The sequence below is a fragment of the Alsobacter ponti genome (genome assembly GCF_024294805.1).
GTDB classification, from domain to species: Bacteria; Pseudomonadota; Alphaproteobacteria; order Rhizobiales; family Beijerinckiaceae; genus Alsobacter; species Alsobacter ponti.
Genome location: NZ_JANCLU010000001.1, coordinates 1 through 20,118 on the forward strand (window position 1 = coordinate 1; position 20,118 = coordinate 20,118).

19 protein-coding genes, 1 tRNA gene and 1 pseudogene are annotated in these 20,118 nt (G+C 69.7%); 6 read left to right on the top strand and 15 right to left on the bottom strand.

What is annotated here, in order from left to right; translation table 11 throughout:
- A pseudogene (locus tag NK718_RS00005) lies at positions 1–629 on the bottom strand (hypothetical protein); the annotation flags it as partial.
- Positions 630–997: 368 nt separating this feature from the next.
- Between NK718_RS00005 and mnmA the strand changes: the two are divergent.
- The 3 genes from mnmA (at position 998) to NK718_RS00020 (ending at position 3,119) form a co-directional block, all read left to right on the top strand.
- Positions 998–2,179 (top strand): tRNA 2-thiouridine(34) synthase MnmA, encoded by a 1,182-nt coding sequence (gene mnmA, locus NK718_RS00010; RefSeq protein ID WP_254737246.1) that lies wholly within the window; start codon positions 998–1,000, stop codon positions 2,177–2,179.
- Position 2,180: 1 nt separating this feature from the next.
- Positions 2,181–2,885, top strand: coding sequence for a class I SAM-dependent methyltransferase (locus tag NK718_RS00015; protein WP_254737248.1), 705 nt, complete (start codon positions 2,181–2,183; stop codon positions 2,883–2,885).
- Between the two features lie 157 nt (positions 2,886–3,042).
- A tRNA-Met gene (locus tag NK718_RS00020) sits at positions 3,043–3,119 on the top strand.
- Between the two features lie 81 nt (positions 3,120–3,200).
- On the opposite strand, the gene NK718_RS00025 is transcribed toward NK718_RS00020, so the two are convergent.
- From NK718_RS00025 to NK718_RS00045, 5 genes are all read right to left on the bottom strand, one after another.
- Positions 3,201–3,992 (bottom strand): hypothetical protein, encoded by a 792-nt coding sequence (locus NK718_RS00025; protein ID WP_254737250.1) that lies wholly within the window; start codon positions 3,990–3,992, stop codon positions 3,201–3,203.
- A 227-nt stretch (positions 3,993–4,219) separates the two neighbouring features.
- The gene (locus NK718_RS00030; RefSeq protein WP_254737252.1) at positions 4,220–4,714 is read right to left on the bottom strand and encodes a DUF305 domain-containing protein; all 495 of its coding nucleotides are present in this window, start codon (positions 4,712–4,714) and stop codon (positions 4,220–4,222) included.
- A gap of 139 nt (positions 4,715–4,853) precedes the next feature.
- Positions 4,854–6,149, bottom strand: coding sequence for an adenylate/guanylate cyclase domain-containing protein (locus tag NK718_RS00035; protein ID WP_254737254.1), 1,296 nt, complete (start codon positions 6,147–6,149; stop codon positions 4,854–4,856).
- A gap of 9 nt (positions 6,150–6,158) precedes the next feature.
- Positions 6,159–6,584 carry a hypothetical protein gene (locus tag NK718_RS00040; RefSeq protein ID WP_254737256.1) on the bottom strand — a complete coding sequence of 142 codons (426 nt, stop codon included), beginning with the start codon at positions 6,582–6,584 and terminating at the stop codon, positions 6,159–6,161.
- A 94-nt stretch (positions 6,585–6,678) separates the two neighbouring features.
- Positions 6,679–8,028 carry a mandelate racemase/muconate lactonizing enzyme family protein gene (locus tag NK718_RS00045; RefSeq protein WP_254737258.1) on the bottom strand — a complete coding sequence of 450 codons (1,350 nt, stop codon included), beginning with the start codon at positions 8,026–8,028 and terminating at the stop codon, positions 6,679–6,681.
- Positions 8,029–8,415: 387 nt separating this feature from the next.
- Here NK718_RS00045 and NK718_RS00050 point away from each other — a divergent pair, with 387 nt between their 5' ends.
- The gene (locus NK718_RS00050) at positions 8,416–9,495 is read left to right on the top strand and encodes an endonuclease/exonuclease/phosphatase family protein (protein WP_254737260.1); all 1,080 of its coding nucleotides are present in this window, start codon (positions 8,416–8,418) and stop codon (positions 9,493–9,495) included.
- Between the two features lie 3 nt (positions 9,496–9,498).
- On the opposite strand, the gene NK718_RS00055 is transcribed toward NK718_RS00050, so the two are convergent.
- The 7 genes from NK718_RS00055 to NK718_RS00085 all read right to left on the bottom strand — a co-directional run bounded on the left by NK718_RS00055 (position 9,499) and on the right by NK718_RS00085 (position 17,079).
- On the bottom strand, positions 9,499–10,320 hold the full coding sequence (locus NK718_RS00055; RefSeq protein WP_254737262.1) for a glycerophosphodiester phosphodiesterase: 822 nt from the start codon (positions 10,318–10,320) through the stop codon (positions 9,499–9,501).
- Between the two features lie 8 nt (positions 10,321–10,328).
- Entirely contained in the window at positions 10,329–11,150 is an 822-nt protein-coding gene (locus tag NK718_RS00060) for a glycerophosphodiester phosphodiesterase (RefSeq protein WP_254737264.1), read from the bottom strand.
- Entirely contained in the window at positions 11,147–12,211 is a 1,065-nt protein-coding gene (locus tag NK718_RS00065) for an ABC transporter ATP-binding protein (protein ID WP_254737266.1), read from the bottom strand. The genes NK718_RS00060 and NK718_RS00065 overlap by 4 nt, the downstream gene beginning before the upstream one ends.
- A gap of 3 nt (positions 12,212–12,214) precedes the next feature.
- Positions 12,215–13,288 carry a carbohydrate ABC transporter permease gene (locus tag NK718_RS00070; RefSeq protein WP_254737267.1) on the bottom strand — a complete coding sequence of 358 codons (1,074 nt, stop codon included), beginning with the start codon at positions 13,286–13,288 and terminating at the stop codon, positions 12,215–12,217.
- A complete protein-coding gene (locus tag NK718_RS00075; RefSeq protein ID WP_254737268.1) occupies positions 13,285–14,202 on the bottom strand; it encodes a carbohydrate ABC transporter permease in 918 nt (305 codons plus the stop codon). Before NK718_RS00075 ends, NK718_RS00070 begins: the two co-directional genes overlap by 4 nt.
- A gap of 62 nt (positions 14,203–14,264) precedes the next feature.
- Positions 14,265–15,644 (bottom strand): ABC transporter substrate-binding protein, encoded by a 1,380-nt coding sequence (locus NK718_RS00080; protein ID WP_254737269.1) that lies wholly within the window; start codon positions 15,642–15,644, stop codon positions 14,265–14,267.
- 331 nt (positions 15,645–15,975) lie between these two features.
- A complete protein-coding gene (locus NK718_RS00085) occupies positions 15,976–17,079 on the bottom strand; it encodes a DUF2778 domain-containing protein (RefSeq protein WP_254737270.1) in 1,104 nt (367 codons plus the stop codon).
- 292 nt (positions 17,080–17,371) lie between these two features.
- Between NK718_RS00085 and NK718_RS00090 the strand changes: the two genes are divergently transcribed.
- Both NK718_RS00090 and NK718_RS00095 read left to right on the top strand, forming a co-directional pair.
- Positions 17,372–17,920 (top strand): HD domain-containing protein, encoded by a 549-nt coding sequence (locus NK718_RS00090; protein WP_254737271.1) that lies wholly within the window; start codon positions 17,372–17,374, stop codon positions 17,918–17,920.
- Positions 17,921–18,067: 147 nt separating this feature from the next.
- A complete protein-coding gene (locus NK718_RS00095; RefSeq protein ID WP_254737272.1) occupies positions 18,068–18,664 on the top strand; it encodes a YbhB/YbcL family Raf kinase inhibitor-like protein in 597 nt (198 codons plus the stop codon).
- Between the two features lie 48 nt (positions 18,665–18,712).
- On the opposite strand, the gene NK718_RS00100 is transcribed toward NK718_RS00095, so the two are convergent.
- Positions 18,713–19,369 (bottom strand): hypothetical protein, encoded by a 657-nt coding sequence (locus tag NK718_RS00100; RefSeq protein ID WP_254737273.1) that lies wholly within the window; start codon positions 19,367–19,369, stop codon positions 18,713–18,715.
- The gene (locus NK718_RS00105; protein WP_254737275.1) at positions 19,366–20,106 is read right to left on the bottom strand and encodes a HupE/UreJ family protein; all 741 of its coding nucleotides are present in this window, start codon (positions 20,104–20,106) and stop codon (positions 19,366–19,368) included. Before NK718_RS00105 ends, NK718_RS00100 begins: the two co-directional genes overlap by 4 nt.
- Between the last annotated feature and the right edge of the window lie 12 nt (positions 20,107–20,118).

Here is a 20,118-nt window from a genome sequence, read left to right on the forward strand (position 1 = left end):
GGCGTCGCGCGCGGCGCGGCGAAGGCGGCCGCCGCCGGGCCGCGCCTGCGCTGCGGCGAACCGACCTCCGCCGAAGGCGCGGCCTCGGCTTCGACCTGCGCCGGGGCAGGGGGAACCGGCGTGGCGGCGCTCGGGGAGACGGGCGCGGCGGGTCCGTCCGGGAGGGGGGCAGCTTGGGCGATCTCGCCCGAAGAAGCCGCGTCCGGCAGGGGCGAATCCGGGGGAGCCCCGTCCGGGAGCGACACGTCCGTGGCCTCGTCCTGTTCGGCGGCTTCCGACGCCACAGGGGAAGCGTCGCTGGCAACCGCCGGCTCGGAGACTGAAGGTTCCAAATCGGCAAGCGATGCCCCCGCCGCCGGGGCCGGCGGTTCGGCGGACGCCGGGGCTGGCTCGGGCTCGTGCGTCTCGCGGGCGGCGGCCGCGACCGCCTGTCCGAAGGCTTTCCGGCTATCCGCCGCGGCGCCGTCCCCGGCCGGCACCGTCGGCGGGACTGCTTCAACCGGGGTATCGAGGGGGGAAGCTTCGATGGTCCCGCTCGCCTTGGGGCCGGCCTCGGCGCGGGCTTCCACGCTGCGGATGCGCCCGAAGTTCTCCACCGCGCGGCCGGGCGCGCCCGGCTCGGCCGGCATCGCCGGCAGCAGGTCTTCGAAGGCGGAGAGGGCGTCCGGGGCGTCGGCGCGCGGCGGGGCGGCGTCTCGGCTGGCTAAAGCGGCGCGGGCGTCGCGCCGGAAGTCGGGGAAGGACAGGGCTGGCATGGCGGCTCGCGGTTGCGTGTCGTCCGGAGCCTGCAAGCCGCCTGCCAGTCGCCTGTCGAAAAAAAGCCAGAGATTTCAACCACAGCTCCCTGCAACCGTCATCGTCGCCCGGCGGAAAGTGCGGGCCGCCCGGCAAAAACTGCCGGGGCGGGCCGCGACGCTGGCCCCTCGCGGGCGGTTTCGGTAGACTGCGCGCGACCTCCGGCGGGCGCGCCCCCGGCGCTGAAAGGAACTCCAGGCCCATGCTGAACAGCCTCGATCTGCCCGGGCGTCCGCAGGACACCCGCGTGGTCGTCGCCATGTCCGGCGGCGTCGACTCGTCTGTCGTGGCCGCGCTGCTGAAGCGCGAGGGTTACGACGTGGTGGGCGTGACGCTGCAGCTCTACGACCACGGCGCGGCGCAGCACCGGGCGGGATCGTGCTGCGCGGGGCAGGACATCCACGACGCGCGGCGCGTCGCCGAGGCGCTCGGCATTCCCCATTACGTGCTGGACTACGAGAGCCGCTTCCGTGACGAGGTGATCGACCGTTTCGTCGAGAGCTACATGGCGGGCGAGACGCCGGTGCCCTGCATCGAGTGCAACCGGCAGATCAAGTTCCGCGACCTGCTCGACACGGCGCGCGACCTCGGGGCGGCGGCCCTGGCGACGGGGCACTACATCGCCAGCCGGGCCCTGCCGGGCGGCGGGCGCGGCCTGTTCCGCGCGCTCGACGCGGACCGCGACCAGAGCTACTTCCTCTACGCCACCACGCGCGAGCAGCTCGACCTGCTGCGCTTCCCGCTCGGCGAGATGCCGAAGAGCGCGGTGCGCGCGCTGGCGCACGAGATCGGCCTGTCGGTCGCCGACAAGCACGACAGCCAGGACATCTGCTTCGTGCCCACCGGCCGCTACACCGACGTCATCGAGAAGCTGAAGCCGGAGGCCGCCGCGCCGGGCGACATCGTGCATCTGGACGGGCGCGTGCTCGGCCGCCACGCGGGCGTGATGCACTACACGGTGGGCCAGCGGCGCGGCCTCGGCATCGCCTCCGGCGAGGCGCTCTATGTTGTCCGAATCGACGGCGAGGCGGGCCGCGTGGTGGTGGGGCCGCGCGAGGCGCTGGCCACGCGCACCATTCGCCTGCGCGACGTGAACTGGCTGGGCGACGCGCCGCTCTCCTCCCTGCCCGAGGCGGGGCTGGAGGTGGCGGTGCGCGTGCGCTCCACCCGCGCGCCGCAGCCGGCGCTGCTGCGCATGCGCGCCGGCGGGCTGGAGGCGGAATTGGCCGACGGCGAATACGGCGTTTCGCCGGGGCAGGCCTGCGTGTTCTACGACTCGGCCGAGGGGCGCGCCCGCGTGCTCGGCGGCGGCGTCATCCGACCCGCGCCCGTGCTGAGCGCGACGCCGGCGCGCCGGCCCGCCGAAACCCTGTCGCGCGCCTGACATGGCGGGCGCTTCCCTGGACAACCGCGCGGTCGAAGCGGCCTACGCCCGCTGGGCGCCGGTCTACGACGTGGTCTTCACGGCGGTGATGGCCCCGGGCCGGCGCGCCGCCGTCGCCGCCGCCGAGCGGCCGGGCGGCGTCGTGCTGGACGTCGGCGTCGGCACCGGCCTCGAGCTGCCGATGTTCTCGCCGCGCACGACCGTCATCGGCGTCGACCTGTCGGAGCCGATGCTGCGCCGGGCCAAGGCGCGCGTGGAGCGCGGCGCGCTCTCCGGCGTCGCCGGGCTGCTGGTGATGGACGCCACGCGCCTCGCCTTTCCGGACGCCAGCGTCGACGTCGTCGTCGCGCCCTACGTGATGACCGTGGTGCCGGACCCCGCCCGCACGCTGGACGAGTTCGCGCGCGTGGTGAAGCCGGGCGGCGAGATCGTGCTGGTCAACCACATCGGCGCGGAGACGGGCCTGCGGGCGCGCGCCGAGGCATGGCTGGCGCGCCGCAGCGCCAGCCTCGGCTGGCGGCCCGAGTTTCCCTGGGCGCTGATCGGCGACTGGATCGCCGCGCGCCCCGACATGGACCTCGTCGAGCGCCGCGCCTTGCCGCCGGCCTCGCTCTTCACCCTCGTCCGCATCCGCCGCACCCCACCCCCGCCGCAAAGCGGCGCGCGGGAGAATGCTGCGCGGGAGGCGGGGGTCGTCGAGGCGTAGGGAGACGAGCTTTTGGGGCGGCCTTAGTGCCGGCTTTCGGAAGCACAAAGGGCGTCACCCGAAGCCCCGCGTGGGGGCCGGCGACATTCTTGACACCGCCGCCGCCGCCGTCCTATACCGCTCCCGCCCCGCGGCCCGACCGGCCGCGCGCGAACGGGGCGGAGTAGCTCAGTTGGTCAGAGCAGAGGAATCATAATCCTTGTGTCGGGGGTTCAAATCCCTCCTCCGCTACCACCTCACCCCGTAAGCTTAAAAACTGAATGCGACAACCGACCCTCGGATTGCCGATAAGGCCCCGATTAGAGTTGAACACACTTACGGCTTGATGACGTCCTTGACTGTCAGGATGCGGTAGAGCGCTGGTTTGCCCTCGGCGGCTCTAATTTCCGCATCGACCAAGAACACCTTTCTGAACGGATAGGGCTCATCAAGAATCGCCTTCTTGACCTCCTCACTGGCGAACAGAAGTTTCACCGGATTCAGGCTGACCGATTCAATAATTCCTCTGTCTCCTACCTTCGAGGCCGCATCGCCCCGAACTTGGTGGAGGGTCAGAAGGAGATCCTGCTCGATCTGATTTAAGGGCGGTCGGGGGCCTAAGAATCTGCGTGCAGCGTTTTGAATGGCGTTCGCTTCCTGAGAGTTGAAATTGAAGTTGATTGTCATGGGACCATTCACCTGAAACAGCGGGCCGTTGGTCTGGAGGATGAGGTTAGAGCCGCCGTCCTTAGCGACAGGCTCAAACACCTTCATCACGTTCTCCGCTTCCCGACGTGCGGGTTCGACAACTCCGCCCGACCGCTTGCCTAAAAAGAACTGAGCGATCTCATTGAAGTGAGTAAGGAACCCGGCTGCGACGTCTACATGTTTAAGAATGATCGACGCCTGCTCGCTATAAGAAGCGAGATCGGCAATGATGCTACCCGTCGTGATTGCTTTGACAGCAAGGCGAACGTTCCCTCTCTCCGGCTCAAAGCCTGCGGATACAGCGTGATCCAGGTAGGCCTCCGCAAAGGCCGACAAGGATTGAGTTAAGTCTAATAAATCAACGGGTTTAGTATTATTCAGTTCAAAACGAATAATTGCTTCGTCAACGAAGTCTGACATCTATGTGCCCCGTCGAACATCTTAATTGAAAAAGAATAGCATAGCTGCAAAAAAATTTTCCAGCCAAATTTTATCTCAGGCATTAGCATGTTCAATTCCGCATAAATCGACAGACACCATTTGCTCGGTCACCCAAACCTAAAGCGTCGACTGAGCCGACTAACTGCCAGCAGGTATTACCTAACATAAAGGCGCGAGCGCCTTCTTCTCTGAAGTCTGTGTCTCCCTCACTGCCCCACCTGCTTCGGCGGCAGGTCGGGGGTGTTGGGTGGGGTGGGGTGGTCGCGCAGGTCGGCGATGAGGGATTTCATCTCGCCGATCTCGCGGACCTGCGCTTCGAGGATGCCGTCGGCCAGCTTTCTGACCCGGGGGTCGCGGATGTGGGCGCGGTCGCTGGTCATCACCGCGATCGAGTGATGCGGGATCATCGCTTTCATGTAGGCGATGTCGGAGACCGTCTCCTGGCTGCGCACCAGCCAGAGCGACACGGCGAACACCAGCACGCTCGCGACCATGATCGCCACGTTGACGGCGGTGTTCCTGTACATGCTCCACATGAATCCGAGCATGACGATCGCCATGGTTGCGCCCATCAGCAGGGCCATCCACGTCCGTGTCTGGCTGTAGAACACGTGGTCGAACGCCCAGGTGTTCAGGTACATCAGGGCGAACATCACGACGGTCGACGTGACGATCATGGCGGCGAAACGGGTGTAGGACATGGTCGGCCTCCCCAAGGGAGACGCCGCCCGGCCGCGCGGAGTTCCGGGGGGCCTGTGACACCGTGGCGAGCCGGGCTGCCGCGGGAGGGGCGTCAGGGCCGCCCTGGACGGCCGAGAGGACGCGGTCCTTCCGCCTGCCTCACTTCTCCCGCGCCACCCACGTGCCTTCCCAGTCCGCCGGCGTCGGCTTGCCGGCGAACTGAGTGACGCGGGCGAGCAGGGCCGTGGCGGGGCCGTCGGCGGGGCGGAGCTCGAGGCAGGCGCGGAACGCGGCGGCGGCGTCGTCCCACGCCTTGCGGCGATAGGCGGCGAGGCCGGTTTCGTAGAGGCGTAGCGCGCGCTCGGTGTCGGCGGGCAGGTCGTCCGGCCGGCCCACCAGCTCGAACACGCTCAGCGGCGTCTCGCGGCCGAGCACCACCACGCGGTCGACCTCGCGCAGGGCGAACTCGCCCTGGACGAGCCGGGCGGTCGCTTCCGACACCAGCACGACGGTGCCGTAGACCCTGTTCAGCGCCTCCAGCCGCGAGGCGACGTTCACCGCGTCGCCCATCACCGTGAAGTTCATGGCGGTGGCCGAGCCGACGCTGCCCGCCACGACCTCGCCGGTGGCGATGCTGATGCGCAGGCCGAGGTCCGGCGTGAAGCTGCGGATGCCGAGAAGGTCCGGCAGCTCGGCCTGGAACTGGGAGAAGCGGCGCGCTTGCGCCAGCGCCGTCTCGCAGGCGAGCCGCGCCTCGTCGGCCTCGCTGACGAAGGGCGGCCCCCAAAACGACATCACCGCGTCGCCGATATATTTGTCTACCACGCCGTTGCGCGAGCGGATCTCCTCGGTGAGCACGGTCAGGTAGCGGTTCAGCACGGAGACGAGCAGCGCGGGCGTGACCTGCTCGGACAGCCGCGTGAAGCCGCGCATGTCGGCGAAGGCCACCGTCATCAGCCGCCGCTCGCCCGCCGCGGCGACCAGATCGGGGCGGTCGAGCAGCCCCTCCACGACCTTGGGGTCGAGATAGCGGCCGAAGGTTTCGCGGATGCGCGTCTTCAGGCGCAGCTCGGCGAGCATGGCGTTGAAGGCCTGCGACAACCGGCCGATCTCGTCGCGCGAGACCACCGGGAGGTCGGTTTCGTAATGGCCCTTCTCGGCCGCCTCGGTCGCCACGACGAGGCGGCGGATGGAACTGACGACGCGTCTGGTGATCCAGAACGCCATCAGCAGGCCGAGCAGGACGGCGAAGGCGAGCGTGGCCAGCGTGAGCCGGATGACGTCGCGCCCGCTCTCCCGGGTGAGATCGACCGCGCCTGTGGCGAAGGCGAGGCTTTCGCGCCGCGCCTGTTCGAGGCCGTCGTTCTGGGCGTCGCGCGCCGCGTCGAGCCGGCCCAGATGCGCTTCGGCCGCGCTCATGTCGCGGCTGCGCAGGGCGGCGACGAACTCCGCCACCTCCCGGTCCTAGCCGGCGCGCGCCTTGATGGCGGCCTCGATCTGCGCATCGAGCCGCCCGAGCAGCACGCGGTCCTCGACGCCCGAGCTCTCCGCCGCCTGCGCCGCGATGGTCTGGCGGGCCTGCGTGAGCTCCTGCACGACGAGCGCGCCGCGCTCCTTCTGCTCGTCGACGAAGGCGGCGATGTCGCCGTCGCCCGAGAGCGCGGCGATGGCGGCCTGACGCAGCGCCAGCGACTGTTCGAGCGAGCGCACATGGGCGCGGGCCAGCATGCCGTAGATCGGGATGTAGGTGCGGCTGATCGTGCCGATCATGCCGCCGACGCGCACGCTCAGGCCGCTATTGATCGCCGCCACCACCGCCATCAGCGCGATGAGCAGAACGGCCAGCGCGAAAATCGTGTTTCCGATCGACGGCCTGAGGCGAAAGCGCATGCCGGTCCCCGTCCCTAAAGCTCGGTCCAAGCTTAGGGGGAGCGCGGCGGCGCGTCGAGCGCGGGACGGCCGGGCCGGCCCGCGCTCATGGCGGTCAGCTCCAGGTGCGATCCCACGAATACTCGTCATTCCACGAGTCTGTCGGCTCCCAGATGTCGGTCACGCCCCGTTGCAGGTGGGCGCGGAGCACTTCGTCGTTGAGGTCGTCGATGCCGAGCCCGGGCTTGTCCGGCACCTCGATGAAGCCGCTGCGCGCGACGGGGCCGGGGAGGCCGACGGCGATGTCGTCCCACCAGTCGACGTCGACCGCGTGCTGCTCCAGCGCCAGGAAGTTCTCGGTCGCGACGGCCACGTGCGCCGCCGCCATCGCCGCGATCGGGCTCTCCGCCATGTGGATCGCCATGGCGACGCCGTGGTCCTGCGCCGCGTCGCCGATCTTCTTTGTCTCCAGGATGCCGCCGCTGGTCAGCAGGTCGGGGTGGATCACCGCGATGCCGCTCTTCAGCAGCGGCATGAAGCCTTCCTTGAGGTAGATGTCCTCTCCGGTGCAGATCGGCACGGCGGTGGCGCGGCAGAGCTCCTCGTACTGGGCGGTGTACTGCCAGGGCAGCACGTCCTCCAGCCAGGCCGGATTGTACTTCTCGATGCGGCGCGCCAGCTTGATGCCGTCGTGCAGCGAGATGTGGCCCAGGTGATCGATGGCGAGCGGAATTTCGTCGCCGATCACGGCGCGCACCTCGGCGAGGTACTGCTCCAGCAGGTCCAGGCCCTTCTCGGTGAAGTGCAGGCCGGTGAAGGGGTGCATGACGTTGTGCGTGTCATAGATCGCGTTGGCGCGGCGGCGTTCGTCCAGCGCGGCGGGGTGATGGCGCAGTGGATGCCGGGCGAAGTGCTCCAGCACGCCGGCGGGCGCGTTGACGGTGCCCTTCTCGTGCGTCACCTGGCCGAGGCCGAGATCCATCTTGAGGAAGGTGAAGCCGAGCTCCATCCGCTCCTTGAGCCGCCGGCCGGTCTCGGTGCCGCTCGGCACGCTGGCGTCGGTGTCGGAATAGAGCCGCACCTTGTCGCGGAACTTGCCGCCGAGCATCTGGTAGACGGGGACGCCATAGGCTTTGCCGGCGAGGTCCCACAGCGCGATCTCGACGGCGGAGACGCCGCCGCCCTGGCGGCCATGGCCGCCGAACTGCTTGATGCGGCGGAACAGCCGGTCGACGTCGCAGGGGTTCTCGCCCAGCAGGCGGCTCTTGAGCATGAGCGCGAAGGTCTTGCTGGCGCCGTCGCGTACCTCGCCCAGGCCGACGAGGCCCTGGTTCGTGTAGATCTTCATCAGCGACGAGGTGAAGGGCGCGCCTTCGATATCCGCGAAGCGGATGTCGGTGATGCGCAGGTCGGACGGCTTCGAATGCGTGTTGACCGTGTCGAGCGCCTGTTCGGCTGTTCTCATGGCGATTCCTCCGTATAGGTCTGATGTATACGGGGCCCATCGCCCGCGCGCCAGCGCGAGCGTGGCGGAATCGGCGCGGGACGCGCGTCAGCGCGCGAAGCGCGCCAAGGTCAGCGCGCCCAGGTCAGCGCGCCCATGAGACCAGGGCGTCCATGCCGGCGCTCATTTTCACGAGAGCGACCGCGAATGCCACGATGACGAGGATGAAGAAGATGCGCGAGAACCCGCTCATGCCGCCCTCCCGGGCCGAACGCCGCGGCTCAGCCTAGGCCGGGCCGGGCCGGTTGGAAAGCGATCCCGGCAAAGCGCGAGGCGGCCCTGTACATCCCCCCGGCGGAGGGCCAACACTGTGCGTCGACCGCAACTTCGCTCGAGGACCAAGCCGCGATGATCCGACACGACGTCCCCCCGCCGCCCGTGACGCTGACCTCGCCGCGCCTTGATGCGCCGAGCCTGGCGGAGCGGCAGGCGATCCTCGGGCTGCCGCTCACCCTCAAGTCGTTCGATTCGGCCTTCGAGGCGGTCGGCGCGCTACATCAGGTCGAGGTGTCGCCGCCGCCGAGCGCCGCGCCCGCGGGATCGCGCTCGCGGATCGTCTACTGGAACGCCGAGCGTCTGAAATACCTGCCGGGCTCCATCGCCATGCTGAAGGCGCAGGCCGCCGACGCGCTGCTGCTGTGCGAGGTGGACGTCGGCATGGTTCGCTCGGGCAACCGGCACACCCTGGCCGAGCTCGCCGCTACGCTTGAAGCCGGGTACGTGTTCGGCGTCGAGTTTGTCGAGCTCGGGTTGGGAGACCTGCGCGAGCAGGCGGCCTTCGCGGGCCAGGACAATGTCGCCGGCCTGCACGGGGCGGGCCTGGTGTCGCGCTCCGCGCTAGGGCGGCCGGCGATGGTGCGCCTCGAGAACTCGGGGCGATGGTTCGACGGCGCGTTTCACGAAAGGCGGGTCGGCGGCCGAATCGCGATGCTGGCCGAATACGATCTCGCGGGCGGTCCCGTGCTGCTCGCCTGCGTCCATTACGAGAGCCATACCGATCCGGCGGACCGGCTGGCGCAGACGCGCGTGATGCTGGACGCCATCGACGAGCTGGCGCCGGGCCGTCCGGTGCTGATCGGCGGCGACTTCAACACCAGCACGTTCACCCTGCCGGAGAAGCGCGACGAGGCTCATGTGGCCGCGGCGCTGGCGGCCGATCCGCAACGCCTGACGAGCCCGGAATCTTACGAGCCGATGTTCGCGCTGCTGGCGGAGCGGGGCTACGACTGGAGCGGATGCAACGTCCTGGGCGCCGGCACGCAGCGCACCCGTCCGGACGGCACGCCGACGCCGCCCTTCGGCAAGATCGACTGGTTCTTCGCGCGGGGGCTGCGCTGCTCGGACCCCGCCGTCATCCCCGCGGTCGACGCGGCCGGCGTGGCGATCTCCGACCACGAGGCGCTGGCGGTCACCATCGAGATCGCGTGACGGTCAGGCGCGGGCGGGGGGCGGCGCGCCGCACTCCGCCACCAGAGCGCGGACGAAGGCCGCGTCGTCGCCGGCCAGCACGTCGATGAGGCCGGCGCGCAGGGCGTCGCGGATGGGCGGCAGCAGGTCCAGCCCGCGCGCCGCGCGGTAGGCGATGCGCTCCGGGCGCGGAATGGTCACGCGCGTCGCGATGCCGTCGGAATGCAGCGCGCGCGCGTCGTCCGGGTGGAACATGTCCCACTCGATCGCCACCGACGCGACGCGGGCGGAGCGGGCCACGGCGACGGGGTCGACATGCCGCGCGTGGGTGATCGCTTCCGTTCGCACATAGGGCAGGCGCTCGCGCATGGCGCGCAGCGACGGATGGTCGAACGAGATGACCAGCACGTCATCGACCGCGCCGGCTCGCGTCAGCGTCTGCGCCAAAAGCTCGATCATCAGGCCGGCGCGCTGGCGCTCCTTGATCTCCACCAGCAGGGAGATCCCGAGACCGCGCGCCGTGTCCAGCGCTTCGGCGAGGGTGGGCGCGCGCACGCCGGCGAAGGCGGGGCCGAACCACGCGCCGGCGTCGAGCTTGCGAAGCTCGGCGAGCGTCATCGCGCCGACGCGGCCCTCGCCGTCGGTGGTGCGATCGCAGATCTCGTCGTGCATCAGCACGATCTCGTCGTCGGCGGTGAGCACCACGTCGATCTCACAGACGCTCGCGCCGAGCCGCGCCGCCTCGGTCAGCGCGGGAATCGTGTTCTCGGGCGCGCCGACGCTGTGGCCGCGATGGCCGCAGACATGGATAAAGCCACTGGTGGAGGCGAGGGGAAGGTAGGGCATGGAAAGCCTCAGGCGGCCGCTTCGGCCAGCAGGGGAGCCAGAAGGTCGGGATCGTTGCTGGTGATCTGCCCGCATCCCGCCGCGACGAGGCGGGCGAGCACGGAGGCGAGGCCGGGCCGGTCGGCGTCGACGGTCCAGGCGTCGACCATCGCGCCGTTGCGCGTGACGAACGGCACGACGTTGACGCCGCGCGCGAGCCCCGCGAGCAGCAGCGACGCCTCGAGATAGAAGATCGCCGCGTCCGGCGCCGTGGCGTAGGTCCGCTCTCCGAGGCTGCGGAAGCCGGCGTCGTCGAGGTCGAAGCCGCGGGGGTAGGTTCCGAGAGGGTCGTAGCCGGCCGCAAGGCCCGCAGCGGCCTCGGCGAGATCGCGGATTGCGTCCCAGTCGCACCCGCCCGCCACGAACAAAGCGGCGTCGCGACCGAGCGTGTCCCCGATGCGCCGCGCGGCGGCCGCATCCAGCGCCTCGCGAGGGACTTTCACGTCGAGCTGCACCAGCGCCGGCACGCGCACTCCGGAGGCGCGGACGATGTCGACGACCTCGTCCAGGAACAGCGGCGGCTCGGCGAGCGGCGTGCCGTCCGGCGCACGCTGGCGCAGGCGCTCGACCTGCGCCCGGGTCGCCGCCGCGACCGGCCCGGAGCCCGTGGTCTCGGCGTCAAGCGTCAGGTCGTGCAGGCACAAAGCGTGGCCGTCGCGGGTCAGCACGAGGTCGACTTCGCAGGCGGCGCGGGCGGCCAAGGCCGCGCGCAGATTGGCGCGCAGGAACGCCGGGTCGCTCTTGCGCCGGCGCAGCATGTGCCATTTCAGGCGAGGCGTCCGCGCCGTCACTGGACGGCGCTCTCCAGCACGCAGCCGTCGATGCGCCGCGTCGTGTCCGGGTCGAACAGCAGGCCGTGGCCCAGCCCGAAGGTGAGCGCGTCGCCCATCGCGAAGCGCGCCTTCGCCCCGGCCTCCAGCGCCCGCAGCGGGCCGAGCGGAGTGTCGAGGTGATAGAAGGTTTCGCGGCCGTGCGCCTCCGTGTCGACGACGCGGCCGCGCAGGGGGCCGCTGCCGAGCGTGATCTGCTCGGGGCGCACGCCGAGCACGACGGCCCCGCCGCACTCGCCGGCAAGCGCCAGCTCGGCCTGCCCGACGCGCAGCGCGCGGCCCGAGGCGCTGCCTTCCAGGAGGTTGATCGGCGGCGAACCGATGAAGCTCGCCACGAACAGGCTGCCGGGGCGGTGGTACAGGTCCTCGGCGGTGCCGACCTGCTCGATGCGCCCCTTGCTCATGCAGATCACGCGGTCGGCCATGGTGGTCGCCTCGACCTGATCGTGCGTCACCAGGATCGTGGTCACGCCGAGCTTGCGCTGCAGGCCGCGGATCTCGCTGCGCATGGTGAGCCGGAGCGAGGCGTCGAGATTGGACAACGGCTCGTCCAGCAGCAGAAGCTTCGGCTCCTTCACCAGAGCGCGCGCCAGGGCGACGCGCTGCTGCTGCCCACCGGAGAGCTGGGTCGGGCGACGGTCGAGCAGCTCGGACACCTGGACGAGCTGGGCGGCGGACCGCGCGCGGCGCTCCGCCTCGTCCGCGCCGACCTTCTTGAACCGCAGCGGGAACTTGATGTTGTCCAGCACGCTCATGTGCGGATAGAGCGCGTAGGACTGGAACACGATGCCGACGTTGCGGTCCCGCGCCTCGACGTCGTTGACCTCCGCCCCGTCGAACAGGATCTGGCCGTCGCTCGGCACGTAGATGCCGGCCAGCATGAACAGGGTCGTCGATTTGCCGCAGCCGGACGGCCCGAGGATGGCGACGAACTCGCCGTCCTCGATGGCGAGGTCGGTCGGCTCCACGGCGGTGACGTCGCCCCAGCGCTTCGCGACGCCTTTCAGTTCGATCCTCGCCATGGTTCAGCCCTTGATCCCGCCGAAGGACATTTGCGTCAGATATTTCTGGCACATCACGTAGAGCACGATGGACGGCAGCACGTAGAACACGCCGATGGCCGAGACCATGGCGTAGTCGGTGCCCATCACGTCCTCGTACATCCAGAACAGATAGAGGCTCATCGTCCAGTTGGTCTTCTGGAAGAGCAGGGTGCGGACGAAGACATATTCCTCCCAGCCGCGCAGGAAGGCGAACACCGCGACGGCCAGCATGCCGGCCTTCACCTGCGGCAACACCACCATGTAGAAGGCCTGCCGCCGCGACGCGCCGTCCGTCATGGCGCTCATCTCGATGTCCCACGGCACGGCGTCGAAGAAGCCTTTCATCACGAAGATCGCGAAGGGCAGTTCCAGCGCGGCGATGACGAGCACGACCCCCGTCAGCGTGTCGAGCAGGCCGATCCAGTACATCAGCAGGAAGATCGGAATGATCAGCGTCATCGCCGGGAAGGCGTGCAGCAGCAGCAGGCCCTTCAGCGTCGCCGCGCGGCCCGGGAAGTCGAAGCGCGACAGGTAGTATCCGGCCAGCGTGCTGACGATGACCACCAGCGTCATTTGCGTCAGCGCCAAGATCAGCGAATTGCCGAAGGCTGTCCACACGCTGGGGAACGCACCGCCGACGCCGGAAGCGCCCTTCAGCGTGTCGGCGATGTTCGAGTTCCACAGGAAGCGCCAGTTCTGGGCGTGCAGGTAGGGGCCGGTCACCACCGCGAGTGCGCCGAGCGTGACGGCCGCGAGCGCCAGTTGCGTCCACAGCAGCCGGCGCGGCTCGACGATGCTCACGCGCAGGATTGACCACGCCAGCAGCGCCGGCATGAGTATGGCGAGGGTCCGCCACAGCACCGTCGTCGACGCGCCGGTGCGTCCCGACACCGAGACGGTGAACAGCCACAGATACGGCACCAGGATCGGCAGCGAGCCGAGCGCCAGGACGCCGTAGAGAAGCGCGGTCGTGGCGCGCCGCCGCAGCCGCGCGCGTCGGGCGAGTTCGGCCCAGTCGGCCGCCGGGGCGGCCTTGACGTCGAGCGCCACCGTCATCGCCGCGCCTCGATGCGGGGCCGCTGCAGCAGCGCGCGCATGTCGAAGAAGCGCCACATCACCATCGCCATGATCATGCCCACCACGACGAGGCCCAGGGCCAGCGCGGCTCCGTAGGCGTACTGCCCGTTCTCGAAGGCGCGGCGGTAGACGTAGAGCGCGTAGACGGTGGTGTCGAAGAACGGGCCGCCATTGGTGATGAGCCAGATGTATTCGAAGCTCACCATGAGCGAGAGCGCCTGGTAGATCGTCACGAAGCTGAGCTGCCAGCGGATCGCCGGAAGCGTCACGTGGCGCACGATGGCGAGCTCCCCGGCCCCGTCGACGCGCGCCGCGTGGAACAGGTGCTCGGGGATCGAGCGGATCGCGCTGGTGAAGATGATCATTCCGAACGACGCGCCGATGAAGCCGTTGGCGAGCACGATGACCAGCATCGGCGCGTTGCTCTTGGGGTCGACGGCGGGGAAGCCCAGCCCGGCGAGCACCTGGTTAAGCAGGCCGTACTCGGTCGGCGCGACGACCCACGTCCACAGCAGGGCGTAGACGACCGACGGGCTCATGCGCGGCAGGATCCACACGGCGCGGAAGAACGCGCCGGCGCGGTCCGGCAATGCCGTCGTCAGCAGGGCGAGCAGCAGGCCGTAGCCGACGTTGAAGATGGCCAGCGTGGCGAGCACGTAGGTCAGCGTCACGGCCATGATGCCGGTCAGCCGGCTGTCGCCGCCGAGCATGCGCGCGACGTTCTGCGTGGTGTACTCGGAGACGCGCAGGTTGCGTCCCATGTCGGTGAAGGCGATGGCGACGTCGATGATCGCCGGAACGAGGAAGAACATCGCGAGCAGGGCGACGGCGGGTCCCAGAAACAGGACGCGGTCGGCCGTGCTGCGAGACAGCGGACGGATTGCGAATGCCATGGCGGACCGGGGGTACGAGAACGGGACGGGGCTCCCGGCGCGGGCGCCGGGAGCCCTACCGGTCAGTTCAGCTTGTCGACCACCTTCACGCTTCCCTTGAACTCGTTGCTCATCTCGTCCTCCAGGAAGTCGATGGCCTGGGCGGGCGTCAGGCGGCCCGTCTCGACGCCCTGCAGCGCCTTGAACAGGATGCCGTTATAGCGGCCGAAGTCCGGGTGGTTGGGGATGAACGTCGAGCGCGCCAGCATCGGCGTGGCGGCTTCCAGGTACCACGCGCCGGCATAGTCGGGCATCGAGCGCTGGCCGTTGAGGATCGCCGTGTGCGCCGTCGTCACCGCGTGCTTGGTGTTGTAGTAGGGCAGCGTCGCGTAGGCGACGAGCTGCGCCGCCAGTTCGGCGTTCTTCGACTTCGGATTCACGACGTAGACGATCGGGTGCGAGAGGTTGGCCGGCTGACCGCCCTTCGTCCCGGCCGGCGCGTGAATCCAGCCGATCTTCTTGAAGTACCAGTCCTTGTCGTTCGGCCAGGTCGCGCCCTTGGCGTCGCCCACCATCCATTCGCCCACGGCCCACACGCCCTGGTGATAGATGAAGGCCTTGTCGGTCTTGAACGCGCCCTGGATCTCGTCCCACGACATCGCGGTGTTGTTCTTCGGGGTGACGCCGTTGGCGGCGTTCCAGGCGAACCATTCCAGCCCCTTGCGCAACTCCGCCTTGGGCAGCAGCAGCTGGCCGGACTTGTCATCGACGAACTTCGCGCCGAAAGCGGCGAAGGTCATCAGGTAGTCGGGCCCGGGGTTGGGGCGGTGGAGGATACCCATTTGCGCCGCGCCCTTGTCGACGACCTCCTTGGTCAGCTTGGAGAGGTCCTCCATGGTGAACTCGCCCTTTTCCACCATGGCGGGCAGGCCGTTCACGAACGCCTCGTCCTTGCCGATCTTGCGCAGCATGTCCTTGTTGTAGAAGAACATGCGGATCTCGGAATCCTGCGGGATGGCGTGGATCTTGCCCTTGTATTTCGTCGACTCCCAGAGGACCGGGATGACGTCGGCGAAAGCCCATGGGTTCTTCTTGACGAAGTCCTCGAGATCCATGGCGTAGCCGGACTTGGCGAACTCGCCGACCCATTCGTGCGCCGCGACGTAGAGGTCCGGCCCCTGGTTCACCGCGAAGGCCTTAAGAATGTCGAGCGCGTCGGCGTCGTAGCCGGCGGCCGGACCTTCGAACACCTCGACCTTGACCGTCTTGTCGGAGCCGGCGGCCTTCAGCGCGGCGTTCAGCGGTTCGGCGGCGGCGACGATGTTGCCAGCGCGCAGCGGGCCGGAGCGATCCGCGCGGGCCCACATCTTGACGACGACTTCCTCGGCGTAGCTCGCGGCCGTCGCCCCGAACAGCGTGACGCCGGCCAGCAAAGTGGCGGCGAGCATGGAAACTGGTTTCATCGAATGTCCTCCCCAGGTAGTGCCCGGAACGCACGGCGGAGCCTGACGGGGCGACGCCCCGCGGCGACCGCTTCATGCAGCCCGGCGATGACACCCGAGTGACAGGCGCTTCCGCGCAGCTTCGCCGCGTCTTCTCGACGCTTGCGGCTGTCTGGGAACGCCCGGTCCCGGTCGCCAATCCCTTCCGAATGCCTGTCTCGACGGGGCCGACGCCCCGGAAACCGGCGTTGAGAACTATTCGGGGTCGAGCATGGCACAAAATTTCGCCGGAATCATCGGCTCATGCGACAACTGTCGGAAGTCCGGCGAACCCCGCCGGCGGACCCCCGGATCACCGGGCGGGCGACGCCCAGGCCAGGTTCGACGTGGCGGTTTCGACGACCACGAGTCGGCTGACCTCGCCCCGCAGGAAGGCGGTCAGGAACGCGTCGTAGTCCTTGAACGACACGCAGCCGTTGGAGTCGCCGCGCGGGCCGAGCATGTAGGTGTGCGCCAGCATGCCGTCGCGGCCATGCATGCGGCTCTCGTCCACCGGCGTCAGGCGGATCGCCCGCACGCCATGAAACAGTTGCTCGCGCAGACGAAGCGTGTACACGTTGGGTGGCGTGACGCCACGCATCTTGACGCGCGCCGAGCGCGGGTCGTCCATCAGGTCGCCCAGGCCTGAATGCGCTTCCAGCCGCCTGCCGTTGGGCAGGATCACGACCTTCGCCGAAATGTCGTACACCGCCGTGCCGCCGCGCGCGGCCGGGTTCTGGGGCTCGCCGGCGAGTCCGCCGCGCAGGCCGCCGGAATCGGCGGGCGCGTAGGCCAGGGCGGTCTCCGGCTTCGACTCGCCGACGCCGAACAGCCGCTCCAGAAAGCCCTTCTGCTCGGCGGGCTCCGCCACGCCGGCGGCGACGCGGGCCGGGGCGGAGGAGCGCGGCGCGCGACTGGCGACGACGACCGGCACAGGCGCGGCCGCCTGAACGCGGAACGGGTTTTGCGGAGGCAGGGGAATGTCGATGGACGGGGCGACTGGCGCGGCGATCTCGCCCGGCGTCAGCGCCGCGGCCCGCATGGGCGCGTCGACCGGAGGCCGGGAGACGGTCGCGATTACGGCGGCCGGCGCGGTTTGCGGGGCCCAGGCGAGCCCGCCGGCAACGAGCGGAGCGAATCCGGTCCGCGAGGCGAACGCGCCGAGTGGCGTGGGGCCGGAGAACAGCATGCCCGCGAGTTCAGGATCGCGGACGGGAGATGCGGCCGGGGCGAGAGCCGCCGCCGCCGTGCCCGGATCGAGGTCAGGCGCGGACGTTAGGAAGACGCCGGCGGGGGTTGCGGCGGCGACACCGGCGAGCAGCACGGCGGCTCCCGCCGCGCGCCGCGCCTCCATCGTCAGCGGGAAGGCGCGCCGCCTCTGCGAGGCGCGACGCCGGGAAGGGAATGAACTCGCCATACGGACTCACACGCCACGCCACGTCCCGCTTGCGCGCCGGGCTCCGGACGACCGGAGCGGCGGCAAGGGATTGGTTCACCATGATCGCGGAGTCCTGGTTAACGCTTTGCCACCGGCGCGCGCGGACCGTCGCCGCGCCCGCGGCGGAAGCGGAGCCTCGCGCGCCGCCCCCGACCGTTATGGCGACGCGGGCCTTCTGGCCGGCGACCGTGGCCGCGGCGGGGCGGCTGTGCGTCGCGAGCGAGGCGAAGCGCCATCCCATTCATCGTTCACAAGCAAGAAGGAGACAGACATGCAGGCCTGGATCGAGGTTCTGAAGGCCGCCGACGCGGCGGCGCGCTGGCACGTTCACGACCGCCGCAAGGGCGCCGCGAAGGAGCCCTACATCAACCACCTGCTGGAAGTGGCGCGGCTAGTAACGGAGGCGACGAAGGGCGCGGACCCCGAGCTCGTCGTCGCGGCGCTGCTGCACGACGCCGTCGAGGATCAGCAGGTGCCGCCCGAGATGATCACCGCGCATTTCAACCAGGGCGTCACCGACCTGGTGCTTGAAGTGACGGACGACAAAAGCCTCGACAAGGCAGAGCGCAAGCGCCTTCAGGTCGAGAACGCGCCCCGCAAGTCTCCGCGCGCCGCCATCCTCAAGCTCGCCGACAAGACCAGCAATCTGCGGGCCGTGGCGCGCAGCCCGGGGGAGGACTGGTCGGTGGCGAGGCGGCTCGAGTACGTCGCCTGGGCGCGCCGGGTCGTCGAGGGACTGCCACAGGCCAACGGTTGGCTGAAGGGGGAGTTCGAGAAAGCGGCTGCGGCGGCCGAGGCCTCCGTCAAGCCGCTCGACTGAACGCGGCGGGGGACGGCGAACGGGACTGGACGCCGGCCCTCGGCTCCCTTCATAGTTGAGGGGTCGAACCGGTCGCTGCCGGAATAACGACACGACTGCGCCGCCCTCGATGGCGGCGCAGGCTGCGACACAGACAGGGAGGACTGCATGAGGACCTTGCTTCGGGGTCGCCTCGCGCCCATCGCGCTGGCGGCCGGCTTCACCTGCGTCGGCATGGCCGCCTTGGCCCAGACGCCTGCGGCGGCTCCCGCCGCCCCCTTCACGCTCACCTCGCCGGACATCAAGGATGGCCAGCCCATCGACAAGAAGTTCGCGGGGCCGCAATCGGCGCAGCTCCCGTGCGGCGGCGAGAATGTCTCCCCCGCGCTGAGCTGGTCGAATCCGCCCGCCAACACCAAGAGCTTCGCGGTGATCGTGTTCGACTTCGAAGGCGGACGCGGCCCGGGCGTCGTGCACTGGATCGCCTACAACATCGCGCCGGACGTCACCGGCCTCGCCCAGGGCGAGGGCGGGGCGCCGTCGCCGAAGATGACCGGCGGCGTCAACGCCCGACAGACCAACGTGTATTTCGGCGGCTGCGGGCCCAACACGGACATGCCGCACCACTACATCTACAGCGTTTATGCGCTGGACGTGCCGAAGGACGAACTGCCGCCGGGCCTCACGCGCGACCAGTTCCTGGAAAAGGTGAAGGGGCGCGTGCTGAACCTCGTCAGCATCATCGGCTCCTACCGGCGCCCCTGAGGCCGCCGGAAGCGGCGCGCCGCCGGTCTCCGGCGGCGCGTCCCGCGCTCACGGCCGCGACTCGCTCGGCCGGATGCGGGCGAGGTTGCCGTATTCGCCGGGCTCGACGAGTTCGTAGAAGCCGCTGAGCCGCAGCCGCACCAGGGCCGATTTCCCGGACTGGTTCTGCAGGTACCAGCCGTGCACGCCGGGGATCGGCGCCACCAGCGCGCCGTGCGACTGCGTGCCCGATTGCTGGATGTACTCGCGCACGATCGGCTTGGGATTGTTCGGCCCGGCGGGCGTTTCGCCGTGGAAGTCGAAATAGAACTCCTCCGGGTCGTCGACGCCGGCGACCGTCATCGACCAGACCATCCGCGCCCCCTCGCGCATCCGGACCTTGTATTCGAGCTCGTAGCCGTTCGGCCCGGCGTCGGGGGAGCTCAGGGGGATCTCGACGAGGTCCGAACGGAACGGCGCGTCGGTGGTCCAGACCGCCTCGACCGGGTTGTCGGGGGCGGTCGGGGCGTCCGCCGTCGGGGCCTGCGGCGCGCGCAGCAGCCCCGTCGCGCGGCCCAGGCCGGTCGGGTCGACGCCGAACTCGAACGGAAGCACGAACAGCACGGTCATCAGCGTCCCCAGGGCGAGGCTCGCCCCTGCCAGCGTCAGGGCCGCGCGGCGCGACAAAGGCCGGGGAGCGCCGGCGGTCCTGGGCGCGTCCGTCATCGCGGTCCCCCCTCGGCGAGGCTCCACGCCGCGAGCTGGGTTTCCATCAGCACGACGCCTCCGATCATGATGAGCCCTCCGGCCACGACCCTCGCCCGCTGGAAGGAGGCGCTGGCCCGCCACGCTCCGATTGCGGCGAGCATTGCGAGAAGGGCGGCGAGCTGGCCCGCCTCGACGCCGAGGTTGAAGCCGAGCAGGTTGGCGAGGCGCGCCGGACTGGCCGCCGACAGCTCCTGCAGCCGCGACGCCAGCCCGAGGCCGTGGACGAGGCCGAACAGGAACACCATCGCGATGACGTTCGGCCGCCGCCCGAACAGCGCCTCGACGCCGCCGATCGCATCGAACGCCATGTAGGCGACCGAGAAGCCGATGGCCGCGTCCACCAGGCTCGGGTCCACGCGCCAGCCGCCCCAGGCGGCGGCCAGCAGGGTGGCGCTGTGGCCCAGGCTGAATGCGGTCACCGCCGCGACGATGCGCGAGGCGCGGTCCAGCAGCATGACGATGCCGAAGAGGAAGAGCAGATGGTCGACCCCCGTCACCATGTGCTTCGCGCCGAGATAAAAGAACGCGAGGACGTGGCGTCCCCCCGTGCGGACGAAGGCGGCGTCCGAGTCGGCGACGCCGTGCGCCTGCGCGAGGCGGGTCAGCAGCGCCAGCGCGATCAAGACGATGGCGGCGACGGCCGCGGGGCGCATGCCGCCGGCCATCCGGTGTCGCAACGCAAGGTGCGGCGTCACGGGCAAGGCTCC